Annotated in this window: 12 protein-coding genes; 6 read left to right on the top strand and 6 right to left on the bottom strand. The window is 66.1% G+C overall.

The window, feature by feature from the left end; genetic code table 11:
- Positions 1-9: 9 nt before the first annotated feature.
- Positions 10-984: an aliphatic sulfonate ABC transporter substrate-binding protein gene (locus AC1DGP_RS24550; protein WP_441507302.1), complete on the bottom strand. Its 975-nt coding sequence runs from the start codon at positions 982-984 to the stop codon at positions 10-12.
- Positions 985-1,271: 287 nt separating this feature from the next.
- Here AC1DGP_RS24550 and AC1DGP_RS24545 point away from each other — a divergent pair, with 287 nt between their 5' ends.
- The 3 genes from AC1DGP_RS24545 to AC1DGP_RS24535 all read left to right on the top strand — a co-directional run bounded on the left by AC1DGP_RS24545 (position 1,272) and on the right by AC1DGP_RS24535 (position 5,424).
- On the top strand, positions 1,272-4,091 hold the full coding sequence (locus AC1DGP_RS24545; RefSeq protein ID WP_441507303.1) for a [protein-PII] uridylyltransferase: 2,820 nt from the start codon (positions 1,272-1,274) through the stop codon (positions 4,089-4,091).
- Between the two features lie 88 nt (positions 4,092-4,179).
- Positions 4,180-4,800 (top strand): nucleotide exchange factor GrpE, encoded by a 621-nt coding sequence (gene grpE, locus AC1DGP_RS24540; protein ID WP_441490222.1) that lies wholly within the window; start codon positions 4,180-4,182, stop codon positions 4,798-4,800.
- Positions 4,801-4,803: 3 nt separating this feature from the next.
- Entirely contained in the window at positions 4,804-5,424 is a 621-nt protein-coding gene (locus AC1DGP_RS24535; RefSeq protein ID WP_441490223.1) for a trimeric intracellular cation channel family protein, read from the top strand.
- Positions 5,425-5,439: 15 nt separating this feature from the next.
- Here the strand turns inward: AC1DGP_RS24535 and AC1DGP_RS24530 are convergent, their stop codons facing one another.
- The 3 genes from AC1DGP_RS24530 to AC1DGP_RS24520 form a co-directional block, all read right to left on the bottom strand.
- On the bottom strand, positions 5,440-6,063 hold the full coding sequence (locus AC1DGP_RS24530; protein WP_476832629.1) for an alpha-ketoglutarate-dependent dioxygenase AlkB family protein: 624 nt from the start codon (positions 6,061-6,063) through the stop codon (positions 5,440-5,442).
- Positions 6,064-6,073: 10 nt separating this feature from the next.
- Positions 6,074-6,880, bottom strand: coding sequence for a 4-hydroxy-tetrahydrodipicolinate reductase (dapB, locus tag AC1DGP_RS24525; protein ID WP_441507304.1), 807 nt, complete (start codon positions 6,878-6,880; stop codon positions 6,074-6,076).
- 201 nt (positions 6,881-7,081) lie between these two features.
- Positions 7,082-8,074, bottom strand: coding sequence for a Tim44 domain-containing protein (locus AC1DGP_RS24520; RefSeq protein ID WP_441507284.1), 993 nt, complete (start codon positions 8,072-8,074; stop codon positions 7,082-7,084).
- A gap of 188 nt (positions 8,075-8,262) precedes the next feature.
- Here AC1DGP_RS24520 and AC1DGP_RS24515 point away from each other — a divergent pair, with 188 nt between their 5' ends.
- Complete coding sequence (locus tag AC1DGP_RS24515; protein ID WP_441507285.1) at positions 8,263-8,571, top strand: hypothetical protein; 309 nt, start codon at positions 8,263-8,265, stop codon at positions 8,569-8,571.
- A gap of 332 nt (positions 8,572-8,903) precedes the next feature.
- Here AC1DGP_RS24515 and AC1DGP_RS24510 read toward each other — a convergent pair whose 3' ends face one another.
- On the bottom strand, positions 8,904-10,148 hold the full coding sequence (locus AC1DGP_RS24510) for an amidase (RefSeq protein ID WP_441507286.1): 1,245 nt from the start codon (positions 10,146-10,148) through the stop codon (positions 8,904-8,906).
- A gap of 377 nt (positions 10,149-10,525) precedes the next feature.
- Between AC1DGP_RS24510 and AC1DGP_RS24505 the strand changes: the two genes are divergently transcribed.
- Complete coding sequence (locus tag AC1DGP_RS24505) at positions 10,526-11,656, top strand: extensin-like domain-containing protein (RefSeq protein ID WP_441507287.1); 1,131 nt, start codon at positions 10,526-10,528, stop codon at positions 11,654-11,656.
- A gap of 8 nt (positions 11,657-11,664) precedes the next feature.
- Here the strand turns inward: AC1DGP_RS24505 and mepA are convergent, their stop codons facing one another.
- Positions 11,665-12,612: a penicillin-insensitive murein endopeptidase gene (mepA, locus tag AC1DGP_RS24500; RefSeq protein WP_441507288.1), complete on the bottom strand. Its 948-nt coding sequence runs from the start codon at positions 12,610-12,612 to the stop codon at positions 11,665-11,667.
- Between the two features lie 160 nt (positions 12,613-12,772).
- Here mepA and AC1DGP_RS24495 point away from each other — a divergent pair, with 160 nt between their 5' ends.
- Positions 12,773-13,759, top strand: coding sequence for a Bug family tripartite tricarboxylate transporter substrate binding protein (locus tag AC1DGP_RS24495; protein WP_441507289.1), 987 nt, complete (start codon positions 12,773-12,775; stop codon positions 13,757-13,759).
- Positions 13,760-13,800: the final 41 nt, after the last annotated feature.

Genomic DNA, 13,800 nt, shown 5'->3' with positions numbered 1-13,800 from the left:
CGTCCGGGCTCAGTTATTGGCGGCAGCGAAGCGACGGTCGAGCAGGCTGTCGACCACCGCCTTGACGTCGGTCGTCGCCGGCAGGACGCCCGCCTCCTTGAGTGCGAGACCAGCAGCAAGGATGGTGTCGGCCTGGGCCTGCCCGATCGCGGAATGGGTCAGTTCGGTGCGGGTAAGCTGGCGCTCGATGACCGCGTCGGAGAGCTTGGTATAGTCGACGAGCACCTTCTTCAGCTCGGCCGGGTTGGCCAACGCATAGGCACGGGCCTCCTCGTAGGCGGCCAGCACCTTGCGGACCAGCGCCGGATGCTCGTTGGCGAAGGCCTCGCGGACATTCAGGATGCCCCAGGTGTTGTCCTCGGCCTTCCGGTGGAACAGCTTTGCACCGCTCTCGACCTCGGCTGCAGCCATCAGGGGGTCGAGCCCGGCCCAGGCGTCGACATCGCCGCGCTCAAGCGCGAGGCGGCCATCGGCATGCTGAAGCAGCACGAGCTTGACGTCCTTCTCGGTCAGCTTGGCCTCAGCGAGTGCCCGTACCAGGAAGATATGCGGATCGGTGCCGCGGGTGACGGCGACGCGCTTGCCCTTGAGATCGGCAACCCTCGTGATCTCGCTCTTGGCCCCGGTAACCAGCGCCGTCCATTCAGGCCGCGAATAGACATAGATCGACTTGATCGGGTTGCCATTGATCTTGCCGATCAAGGCGGCAGCGCCGGCCGTCGAACCGAAATCGATCGAGCCGGCATTGAGGAATTCGAGCGCCTTGTTCGATCCGGCGGATTGCACCCAGCGCACCGTGATGCCCTCGGAAGCGAGTGCCTTCTCCAGCGTGCCACGCTCCTTCAGCACCAGGCTGACGGGGTTGTAGGTGGCGTAATCGATGCGGATTTCCTTCGGCGCCTGGGCATTGGCGCTGAGAGCGCCCAGACCTGCACCGGCCATGGCAAGCCCGGCGAGTACAAGACGGCGGCTGACTGCCTTGATGACGTTCATTGTCGATCCCCATTTCGGTGACGCGAAGGGATCGGGAGAGGTCGAGCCTATCCTACCCCACGCTTTAGCTGCACTTGTTTCGCGCCCGCAAGCTGGTGGCTCAAATCGGCGCGTGTCCTCTTTCTAGGTCCGATCGTTCTGTTTGTCAAACAAACTCAGATAGACTGTTAAATGATATAATACACGTTCTGTTGCGTGTAATTTCTGGTTTCTGGGAATCCCGTCACCATGTTACGAGCGGCTTGGTTCGAAGCCGTCCTGCGCGATATCCGAAGGTCATGCCGTCCGTGTCGATCAGCGCCGATACCCCTTACTTTGCCCTCGCGGAGGTGCTGGCGAACCCTGCCGCCGCCGTTGCCCGGCTGGCGGGCAAGATGCGCAAGGCATCGGCCGCCGATCTGCGGCAGGAACTGGTCGCCTGCCTGCGCCATACACTCGAGGAAGGTCACGCCTCCGCCAAGGAAATCCTGAGCGAGGAGCGCAATGGCCTCGCCTGTGCCCAGCGCCTGTCGGCGATGATGGACGGCATCGTCGGCTGCCTGCATGTGGCGGCGAGCGAGCACTTCTACCCCGCCGTAAACCCGTCCTCCTCCGAGCGGATCGCGGTCGTCGCCGTCGGCGGCTATGGCCGCGGTACACTGGCGCCAGGATCGGATGTCGACCTGCTCTTCCTGTTCCCGCACAAGCAGACGGCCTGGGGCGAGAGCGTGGTCGAAGCGATGCTCTATCCCCTCTGGGACCTGAAGCTGAAGGTCGGCCATTCCGTGCGCTCGGTCGACGACTGCATCCGCGAAGCGCGCGCCGACATGACGATCCGCACCGCCTTGCTCGAGGCCCGCTTCCTCACCGGCGACCGGGCGCTCTTCGACGAGATGGTGCACCGCTTCGACGCCGAGGTGGTCGAAGGCTCGGCGCCCGCCTTCACCGAAGCCAAGCTTGCCGAACGCGAAGCACGCGTGCGCCGCGCGGGATCATCGCGCTATCTCGTCGAGCCCAACGTCAAGGACGGCAAGGGCGGCCTGCGCGACCTCAACACATTGTTCTGGATCGCCAAATACGCCTACCGCGTCCATGACGCCGATGAACTGGTCACCGCCGGGCTGTTCGACCGCAAGGAACTGCTGATGTTCCAGCGCTCGGAGGAGTTCCTCTGGCGGGTGCGCTGCTGGATGCATTTCATCACAGGCCGGGCAGAGGAGCGCCTTTCCTTCGACCTGCAGCGGCAGGTAGCGACGGCGATCGGCTATGCCGGCCGCAGCGGCCAGGCCCCGGTCGAGCGCTTCATGAAGGCCTATTTCCTGGTGGCGAAGGATGTCGGCGACCTGACCGCGATCGTCTGCGCCGCCCTCGAGGCGCGCCAGCAGAAGCCGCGGGCGAGCCTGTCTAGCCTGCTCGGCACCTTCACCAAGCGGCGGCAGGTGCGTGCGCTCGGCCATCCCGACTTCACGCTGAAGAGCCAGCGGCTCAACGTCGTCGACGGCGACGCCTTCAAGCGCGACCCGATCAACCTGCTCAGGCTCTATGAGATCGCCAGCCGAAACGACGTCGCCATTCATCCCGATGCAAGCCGCCTGGTGACGCAATCCCTCAAACTGGTCACGCCGCATTTGCGCAACGACCGCGAAGCGAACCGGATCTTTCTCGATATCCTGACGTCGCGGCGCGCGCCGGAGGCGGTGCTGCGCCGCATGAACGAGTCGGGGCTGCTCGGCCGCTTCGTGCCCGAATTCGGGCGCGTCGTCGCGATGATGCAGTTCAACATGTATCACCACTACACCGTCGACGAGCATCTGATCCGGTCGATCGGCGTTCTCTCCGAAATCGAGGCCGGTGCGCTCGAGGCGGAGCATCCGCTCTCGAACTCGATCTTCCCGACCATCACCAACCGCCGGGCGCTCTATGTCGCGCTGTTTCTGCACGATATCGCCAAGGGCAAGCCGGAAGATCATTCGGAAGCCGGCAGCCGGATCGCGCGCAAGCTTTGCCCACGCTTCGGGCTCAGCGAGGCGCAGACCGAGACGGTCGCCTGGCTGGTCCAGCACCATCTCGACATGTCGACCGTCGCCCAGAGCCGCGACCTCGGCGACCCCAAGACGATCGAGAGCTTCGCGGCCACCGTGCAGACCCTCGAAAGGCTGAAGCTCCTCCTCATCCTGACGGTTGCCGATATCAAGGCGGTCGGGCCCGGCGTCTGGAACGGCTGGAAGGGCCAACTCCTGCGCACGCTCTACTATGAGACCGAAATCGTGCTGGCCGGCGGTCATTCCGGCATCGAGCGCCGCGCGCGCGTCGAACAGAAACAGGATGCGCTGAGGGCGGCGCTGGCCGACTGGGACGAGGAGGAACGCGAGGCCTATCTCGCGCGCCATTACCCGCCCTACTGGATCAAGGTCGACCTGCCGCGTCAGGAGAAGCAGGCGCGCTTCCTGCGCGGGGCCGAGGCTGAAGGGCGCACCACGGCAACCCTGGTCGAGACAGACCAGTTCCGCGGCATCACGGAGCTGACCATTCTGGCGCCCGACCATCCGCGCCTGCTCGCCATCGTCACCGGCGCCTGCGCCGCGGCCGGCGGCAACATCGTCGACGCCCAGATCTTCACGACTACCGACGGCCTCGTGCTCGATACCATCTTCATCTCGCGCGCGTTCGAGCGCGATGACGACGAGCTACGCCGGGCCGGCCGCATCGCCGCCGCGATCGAACGGGCGCTGAAGGGCGAGATCAAGATCGCCGATCTGGTGGCGCAGCGCCGCGCGCCGCCGCCGCGTGGCGCCACTTTCCAGGTCGCGCCGGAGGTGATCATCGACAACGTGCTCTCGACCCGGCACACTGTCCTGGAGGTTTCCGGCCTCGACCGCCCGGGCCTGCTCTACGATCTCACCACCGCGATCGGAAAGCTCAACCTCAATATTGCCTCGGCCCATATCGCCACGTTCGGCGAGAAGGCCGTCGACGTTTTCTACGTGACCGACCTGACCAACGCCAAGATCACCGGCACGGCGCGGCAGCTCAGCATCCGCAAGGCATTGCTGGAGGTTTTCGCTTTTGACCACGAGAAGGCGCAGGGCGGAAAGACGCGCGTGCCCGCCCGTGCTTGATTTCGCGGACCACAAGGCCGATATCGGCCTCGAACGCTGTCGCGCTCCCGAGTGACGACCAGCCCCATGATTTGAATTGGATGAGGCGATGACGCGGAACCCTGCGACCGACGAACCGAAGCCGGACATGGCCGCCCAGATGGCCGCCCAAGAGGCAAACGAGCCGGCCCCGCTCGAGTCCGGGCTCGAAGCCCAGCTCGGGCAGGTCGAAGCCGAGCGCAACGACCTCAAGGACAAGCTGCTGCGCACCCTGGCCGACATGGAGAACCTGCGTCGGCGCACCGAGCGAGAGATTGCCGACGCCAAGGCCTATGCGGTGACGAGCTTTGCGCGAGACCTGCTCGGTTCGGCCGACAATCTGCGCCGCGCGCTTGAGAGCCTGCCGGAGACCGCTCGCACCGAGGGCGAAGCGGCCCTGAAGGCGTTGGTCGAAGGTGTCGAGCTCACCGAACGCGAACTGCTGAAGACCCTGGAACGCCATGGCGTGCGCCGCATCGACCCCCATGGCGAGAAGTTCGACCCACATCTGCACCAGGCAATGTTCGAGGCGCCCGACGCCGGCATCGCCAAGGGCCTTGTCTCGAAGGTCGTGCAGACCGGCTACAAGATCGGCGAGCGCGTGTTGCGGCCGGCCTTGGTGGGCGTCTCCGCCGGCGCTCCGAAGGCGCCTTCGGCCGAGGCCGGCGGCGACACCAATACAGGCCACTGAACCGTGCTGGAGGTTGCCGGCGTTGCCGTCTTCGCATTGACGGGAGCGCTGGTCGCGGTCCGCAAGGGGATGGATCCGTTCGGGTTCATCCTGCTTGCGACCGTCACTGGCGTCGGCGGCGGCACCTTGCGCGATCTCGTGCTCGACCGCGGCGTCGGCTGGGTGCAGGCGCCGTCGGACGTGATCGTCTGCACGATCGTCGCGCTTGCGGCCTGGGCAACGGCCTATTTTCGTCCCGGCACGCTTGATGGCTGGATGGGCAAGCGCATGCTCGTCTGGGCCGATGCCGCGGGGCTTGCGCTTTTCGCGGTCGTCGGCACGCAGAAGGCGCTGATGGCCGGCGTCCCGGTCCTCTCGGCGGTGGCGCTGGGAGCGGTGACCGCCTCCTTCGGCGGCATCCTGCGCGACATCCTCGCCGGCGACAGGCCAATGGTGCTATGGAGCCGGGATTTCTACGTTACGGCGGCGGCGACTGGGGCAACCATGACGGCGTTCCTGTCCGGTCTCGGCGTCAGCCCGCTCCTGGTAATGCTCGGGGGCATAGCAGCCGGATTTGGCTTGCGCGCCGGCTCGATCCTGCTCGGCTGGTCGTTTCCGAATCTGCCTGGCTCAGGTTCTGCCTGATCAGCCTCACCCCGATCACCCTCCTGGCTTCGTCACGCGCCGCAAGGTCAGATTGATCCGCCCCCCCTGCAGCAGCAGGGCTGACGAGCCCGCCAGTATCCTGTCGATCCCGTGATAGGCAAGGCGCGCCTCGCCACCGAAAAGCAATGCATCGCCCGAGGCAAGTTTCAGCGAGACGGTCTTGCTGCCGCGTTCCGTGCCGCCGATCCTGAAGACCGCCGTGTCGCCGAGCGACAGCGACAGCACCGGCGCGTCGAACTCCCGCTCGTCACGATCCTGGTGCAGGCCCATCTTCGCGCTCGCCTCGTAGAAATTGACCAGGCAGGCCTCAGGAGGGTGCGGGTAACAGGCAAGCGCACGCCAGGCATCGAGCAACACGGCCGGCATCGGCGGCCAGGGCGCGCCGGTCTCGGGATGCTGGGCCTGGTAACGATAGCCGGCCAGATCCGACACCCATCCCAGCGAGCCGCAATTGGTCATTCGCACGGAGAACGGCTTGCCGGTCTTCGGCATCCGCGGTGAGAAGAATGGCGCCTGCCGGGCAACCTCGCGCAGTTCGGCCAGCAGCGCCGACTGCATCTGGGGTGAAAGATAGCCCGGCCAATGAAATACGCCGGGAGCGACGGCAAGCCTGGTCACGGGCGCGCCGTCACAGGGTATCGAGGCCGAGGACGTCAGCCATCGAGTAGAGGCCGGGCTTACGCCCCCTGCCCCAGAGCGCCGCCTTGACCGCGCCTTGCGCAAACAGGCCACGGTCCTCGGCGACATGCGCCAGTTCCAGCCGCTCGCCCGCACCAGCGAAGATGATCTTGTGATCGCCAACGACGGTGCCGCCGCGCAACGCCGCAAACCCGATCGCGCCGGGAGGGCGGACGCCGGTATGGCCATCGCGCGAGGCGACGCGGGTCTCAGCGAGAGAGACATCCCGCCCCTGTGCCGCGGCCTCGCCGAGCAGCACCGCCGTGCCCGATGGCGCATCGACCTTCATCCGGTGATGCATCTCGACGATCTCGATATCCCAGTCCGTACCCAGCGTGGCAGAAACCTTGCGGACCAGGGCTGCCAGCAGGTTCACGCCCAAGCTCATATTGCCGGAGCGGATGATCGCAGCATGGCGCGCAGCCGCCTCGAGCTTGGCGAGATGGACCGGCTCCATACCCGTGGTCCCGACGACGTGGACGATGCGGGCCTGCGCGGCGAGGGCCGCAAAAGCGACCGTGGCCTCAGGCGCCGTGAAATCCAGCACGCCCTCAGCTTCAACGAAGGCCGGCAGCGCATCGTCGGTCACCGGCACCCCCAGTGCAGGCAAGCCCGCCAGAATGCCGGCATCCTGCCCCAGCGCAGCGGAGCCCGAACGCTCGATCGCGGCCGAAACGGTGCAGCCCTCGGCCTCGGTGATCGCCTTGATCAGCATTCGCCCCATGCGCCCGGCGGCGCCGACAACGACGAGACGCATGTCGCTCATGAGGGGAAGCTCCTGACCAGTCGAGGATGGTGACGCAGCGGCTATAGAGCATCACCGCATCACGCGAAACCACTCTGCCTTCGTCCCCGGGTGGATGCTCGAACAAGGCGACAAGACCGGCCCGCACAGCGCCGAAACGAAAACGGCCGGGGAAGCTCCCGGCCGTCGATCCTTGCTACGATGCCTGTCGCGTCAGGCAGCCTGCTGGATGCCCGAGAGCTTCCAGTCACCGCCGCGCGAGCGCACGAAGGTCCAGTGTTCCGTGACCTCCTGCGGGACGGTCGCATTGCCCTCGACGATGCGACCGGTGGCGCGCTCGGTCAGCGCGTTGATCAGGCTGAAGCGCATCGCAACGGTTGCGAACTCGAAATCGTCCTCCCGCCAGGCTTCCGAGAGATCGCCCTGCAGCAGCTTGACGTTGGAGACCCGATCAACCAGCCCCTTGGCGGCGTTCTCGGCAATGTCATCAGCGAAATAGCCGGCCATTTCGGGCGTCAGCTTCTCGCGGAGAACCTGCTGGTTCTCGTTCGAATAGGCCGTGTTCACTTCGCCGAGCAGCCGCTCGAAGCTGCTGAAATCCTCGCCCGCGAGCGTGATCTCGACCGGCTTGGACGCCGCGCGCGGCGCGCCGCCACCGAGGCCGCCCATCGCAGACATGCGCGGATTCGGCTGAGGCTGGGCGGCCTCACGCGACATCGGTCCGCCAGCGGTGGCGAGCTGCGGCTCGGACCGGCGCCGGAAGAAGCGCATCGCGAGGAAGATCAGGCCGCCGATCAGCGCGATCTGCAACAGGAAGCCGAAGATGCCGGCCAGCGAAGCCAGGCCGCTGAAGAAGCCCGAGCCCGAAAGCATGCCGAACAGGCCAGCGCCGAGCAGGCCGGCGCCGACGCCCATCATCAGGTTACGTGCCATGGACGGACGCGCCGCCTGTGCGGCAGCACCCGCCGCGCCAGCGGCCGGACCCGCCATCGACGGAGACGGCGTCGGAGCAGCGCTACGCTGGAAAGGCTGTGCGCCCGTCGGCGCTGTATTCGTCGGGGCCGGAGCCGAATTGGTACGCGTGCCGCGGCTGCCGAAACCCTTGCCGCCACCAGGACGAGCCTCGGCCAGCACGGGAACGAGCAAAAGCGCACCAGCGACCACGGCGACGACCCGGCCACGCCGAGCAAGTGAAATCAGTGACATGGTTCCTCCCGGAGCCCCCGTTGGGCCCGCTGCCGCGAAATATGGCGCGCGCCCTGCCCTTGCGCAAGGTCGGGGCGGCCAAGCGCGTGAGCCAAAATAATAATCAATGTTTCATGCGGGGCCCGGAGCCGTGCTAAACTGGCTCATTCGCCCAATCGCCCGTGCGCGGGCCGGCGAAGGAGTGTGCCATGATCCGGATGTCACGGAGGCCGCGCCAGAAAGCACCGCACGCGCTGCGCTGCCTCGCCCTTGCCACGCTGCTCACACTTGCCCCGTTCACTGCACCGAGAGCGGGTGAACCGGCTGTCGCCCTCGATCCACCGCGGCTCGCGCAGGCGCCCGAGCCGCTCTGCTTCTGCTGGAGCGACGGACGGAAGATTGCGGAAGGGCTGACCGCCTGCATCAAGACGACGCAGGGGCGGCGGCTCGCCGAATGCGGCCGGGTCATCAACATGATGTCCTGGCAGATCACGGAGAATCCCTGCCCGGAAAGCTGATCGACCCATTCCGGCATAAGAAAAACGCCGCCGAACCCGTGTTCGGCGGCGTCTTTTTTCAAACGCTCTTGCGGTCCATTCGACTTAAGACTGACGGCAGTCAGAACGCCCCCAACACGATGGCGATCATGAACACAAAGGCCGCGCCCATCGCCAACCGGTCGAGACTCAGCGTGAGGCTCATCGCATCCTCCTTTGTCATTGACCTGTCACCGAAGCTAGCAGAACTGACGATGGCCGCAAGGGGGCTGCCTCATGACGGCGGCGTGGCAGAGCCTATTGTATCCCTAACACTTCATTAAATCATTGATTTGATTTGTGGACAAAGAAGATCATCTCCTTGAGACGACAAGTCTTTCCAAAGCCTTCGCCACAGCGATGACGCGCTCATCCGCTCCGAAACGACCGATGATCTGAACCCCCACCGGCAATCCGCGAGGCCCCGTCGTCACTGGAATCGTCAGGCATGGCGTGCCGAGCAAAGTCCACAATCGGTTGAAGCGGGAATCGCCGGTCGAGCCCAGCGTATCCGGCGCTTCGCCTGGCGCGGCATAGCTCACGACGACGTCGACCCCGGCGAAGAGGTCACGGCAGGCATCACGCCCGCGGCGCGATAGCGCACGCGCGTCGTCATACTGCGTCGGCGAAACGGCTCCCGCCGCATCGAGATAGGCCGAGAGCTTGGGCGGGATCACGCCGCGATGGTTGCGATACTCCCAGGAGAGCGCCTGCGCGGCCTCGAAATCCTGCAGCGGGCCATGGGCGTGGAAGGCTTCAACCAGGGCCCGCGGCGTCGCGAGCTCGACCACGGTCGCTCCCGCCTTCGCGACAAGAGCGAGAGCCGCGGCCAGCGCGGCTTCGGAACCCGCCTCCGGCTCCCCGGCAAAGGGCTGGCGCGTCACGCCGATCCGCGAGCCCTCCAGCCTCGCCATGTCAGCGTCCAGCTCAGGCCGGCCCGTCAGGGCAGCGAGTGCAAAACCCAGATCGTCGGCGCTCGCTGCCATCAGCCCGGCGGTATCGAGCGACCAGGAGAAGGGCTTGATGCCGACGGTCGGCAGCAACGCATAGGACGGCTTGATGCCTGCGACACCGCAATAGGACGAGGGCCGAATGACCGAGCCCCCGGTCTGCGTACCGATCGCCAAGGGGATCATACCGGCTGCGACCGCCGCCGCCGAACCTGCCGACGACCCTCCCGGGCTCGCGGTAAGATCATGCGGATTGCGCGTCGGCGCCGGATCGAGGAAGGCAAAGGCGGTGGTGTGGGTCTTGCCCGCGATTGTCGCCCCGGCGGCCTTGAGCGCCATCACGATCGGCGCGTCGGCGCGCGGTTGCCAGCCATCATAGATCGGGGAGCCCATGCCGGTCGGCAGATCGGCGGTGTCGATGATGTCCTTGACGCCGCATGCGACCCCCGCGAGCGGGCCGGAGCCGGGCTCCAGCCGTTCGGGCCGACTGGCGAAGGCGCGAATGTCGGGCTCCTTGGCAGCGATGCGGGTGGCGCAATCGGCCAGCGCGGCCGACGCGCTCACGGCGCCGCTGGAAACCTGATGGGCAATGGCGCGAACGGACAGCATGCGAGATCCTCGAAGGGCTGGCTTTGGTTGGATCGTCGGATCGATGATCCAACCACCTGTGTCTGCATCGGCTTTCCCGAAAACCGCGTTCCACGTTTAGGGGCCGATGTCTTCTGCGTTGCATCGGCTTTCCCAAAAACTGCATTCCACTTTTAGGGGCCGATGCTGAGAGCAGATGCTGGCATGATTTCAGCGCGCTGCGATACCGCCGGACATCCCCCTTGGCGCATGACGTCGATGCGCCGGATCGCCTTAGGTCAGGCCGGACTGGCCCGCTAACCACTCGTTAACCGCCGCTCCAAAGTTAATCCGCCTGTGGCGTACGGGGCTCACTGGGTTGAGAAACCGTTCACCAACCGGGTCGCATTTGATCGGTCATGCGACGCGTTCATCTCGCCCTCTTCGCGCTCGGCGTCATCGGCGCCACTGGACTTGCCGGCTGCGGCAAGTTCCAGAAAGCACAGCGTGCCGCCTGGCGCGACCAGGCGGAAGCCGCCTGCATGGCCTCCCGTCAGGTCCCGCTCTCGTCCTATGTCAGCCTGCGCGAGAAGCCGATCGACGGGCCGGGCACCTGCGGCATGACCAGGCCGCTCCGTGTCTCCGCCTTCTCGGGTGGCTCGGTTCACCTCACCAGCAATGCCACGCTCGGTTGCCCCATCGTCGCCACCACCGACAAGTGGCTGGCCGAAGTGGTGCAACCAGCGGCGCAGAACGTACTCGGCGCGCAGGTGATCGAGCTCAGGGCAGGCTCCTATTCCTGCCGGGCGATGAACAACGGCACCGGCACCAGCCGCACATCCGAGCATGCCTTCGGCAATGCCGTCGACGTGTTCTCCTTCCGGCTGAATGACGGGCGCAACATCACCGTCAAGGACGGCTGGCACGGCTCGCCTGAAGAGCAGGCCTTCCTGCGCGAGGTTTTCGTCGGCGCTTGCCAGCAGTTTTCGACCGTGCTCGGGCCGGGTGCGGACATGTTCCACTACGATCACTTCCACATCGATCTGGCGCGCCACGCCAAGGGCCGGCAGATCTGCAAGCCGGTGATCAAATACACCCCGAACTACAACCTGCCGCCGCCGGACCCGGCACGCACCTATTCGACCGCGCAGAAGTCCATGCGCGACAACCTCCCACCCATGGTGGCAGGCGCCTCAGGCAGCATGCTACGGCAGCCCAGCGACGGCTTGCGCCCCCCCGGCGCGGTCAACGGCGGCTATCCGGTCGCAAACCATCAAGGCGGCCAGAGCCTCGATGCACAGCGGCGCTATCTCGACGAGCAGCCGCTCAACCCGCCGCGCTACCGACCGGAGACACCACCGAGCGCGGCGCAAGGCCCGCTGAGGCTGCCGGGCTCCGTCCCGCCGGCCGAAGAACTGATCGTAGGCGATGATGAGGGCAATGGCGTCATGGACATGCAGGGCGAGGAGCAGGCACAGCCGCAGATCTCGCCAGGCAACGACCCCTTCGCTTACGGCCGGGCGCAAACCGGCGGCGGCCGGCGCTACTGAGGGCAGCGTCAGCGCGAGACCAGCACCTGCCGACATTCCGCCGGCAATGCATCGACGGACATCGGCGGCTTCGGTTTGGGCTTCGGTCCCGGGCGCGGCTTGGGCGGATTGAAGATCGCCTTGTATTGCCGCTCGACCCAGCCGGTCAGTTCCGCGCCGCAGCCGTCGCCAAAATTCGGCGGCTCCTGGCCGGAGCACCCCTCCATTCCCGCCGGACAGCTCAGCCGGATATGGAAATGGTAGTTATGGCCCCACATCGGCCTGACCTTCTCGAGCCATGAGCGATCCGCACCAGCCTCGCGGCACAATGCAACCTTGAGCGCGGGATTGACGAAGATGCGCTCGACACGCGCTTCGGCAGCCACGGACTTGATCAGCCTGGTATGGGCGGGCGTCCAGTTCTTCGGGTCGACATCGCGCCAGTCGGCTCGCGCCATGTTCACCGCCGACATATTCTCGCGCGCGTCACTGTCGAGGCGCTGCTTCGGCATCGGCGTGAGCCAGACATCGGCATCGAGGCCGATCTGGTGCGAAGCATGGCCGGTCAGCATCGGGCCGCCGCGCGGCTGGGAGATGTCGCCAACCAGCAGGCCGGGCCAGCCGTTGATCCTGGGGACGTTGCGGGCAAGCGTCTCCAGATAGGAAATCAGCGCAGGATGGCCCCAATTGCGGTTCCGGGCCAGCCGCATCACCTGCCAGCTTTCGCCGTCGACCGGCATCGTCGTCGCACCGGCAAGACACCCCCTCGCATAGGAGCCGATGGCACGGGCCTGCATGCTGGCCGGCGTCGTCTTCTGCCCGAACAGGGCACGCGCCGCCTCGGGAAAGGCCGCGATATTGGCCGTCCGGCGCTTCGCTTCCTCCTCCGCAGTCGACTGCGCATGCACGACCGGTGCCGTCAGCGCGGCCAGGAGCAAGGCGGACAGGGCCAGGAGCGGGCGATTCGTGCTCTGCATCGCCCGAGAACGCCGGGTTTTGGAGATCAGGTCAAGCACGAGAAACGTCACACGTATCAGGCATGGACAACGCCTACGCAGGGTTGCAGCCTTGGCTACGCAGCGATCGGGCGCCTTCGCCCAGAAGAAGATCGCGCGCCCATGGGAGGAGATAACGCTGATGACGGACACCACGATCAACCGCCGCGCGCTGCTTGGAGGGCTTGGTGCAAGCCTGGCCTTGCCCGGCACGGCGAGCTTTGCGCAGGGCTCCTGGCCGCAGGGCCGGACGCTGAAACTCGTCGTGCCCTTCCCGCCAGCGGGAGCGACGGACGTGCTTGGGCGCCTCGTCGCCGACAAGCTCGGCCAGGCATGGGGCACAAACATCGTCGTCGAGAACCGGCCCGGTGCCGGTGGCAATATCGGCACCGATGTCGTCGCCAAGGCGGAGCCCAATGGCGACACCTTCCTGATCGTCTCCGTCGGCATGGCGACGAACCAGTATCTCTACGCCAAGCTGAACTACGACCCGGCCAAGGATCTTGCCCCCATCACCATGGTTGCGCTGGTGCCGAACCTGCTGGTCGTCAACAAGGATCTCCCGGTCAAGGACACGGCTGAGCTCGTCGCCTATGCCAAGGCCAATCCCGGCAAGTTGACCTATGCCTCATCCGGCGTCGGGACCTCGGTCCATCTCTCCGGCGAATTGTTCCAGAAGCTGACCGGCACCAAGATGGTCCACGTGCCCTATCGCGGAACCGCGCAGGCAACGCAGGACCTGATCGGCGGGCGGGTCGACCTGATCTTCGACAACATCACCCAGGCGCTGCCCCATGTCCGCTCGGGGTCGATCCGCGGCCTCGGCATCACCACGGCGAGGCGCTCGGCGACCGCTCCGGAATTCGCGCCGATTGCCGACGTCGTTCCGGGCTTCGATGTCTCCTCCTGGTTCGCGCTCTTCGCTCCGGCAAAGACCCCGCAGGCCGTCATCGACAAGATCCATGCCGACACCAAGGCCGGGCTCGCCGATCCAGCGCTTCGGGCCAAGATGGACCTTCTGGCGGCCGAACCCGTCGGCAACACATCGGCAGAGCTCGGCGCCTTTCTGCAGGCGGAAATGAAGAAGTGGGGCGAGTTGATCCGCGAGGTCGGCGTCAAGGTGGAGTAAGCGGCACTCCTGGGGAACTCTCGGTACACCCCAGACGTTTC

The organism is Allobosea sp. 05T433 (genome assembly GCF_056396065.1).
The sequence above is the reverse complement of the archived record's forward strand: the minus strand, read 5'-3'. Positions and strand labels throughout refer to the sequence as shown.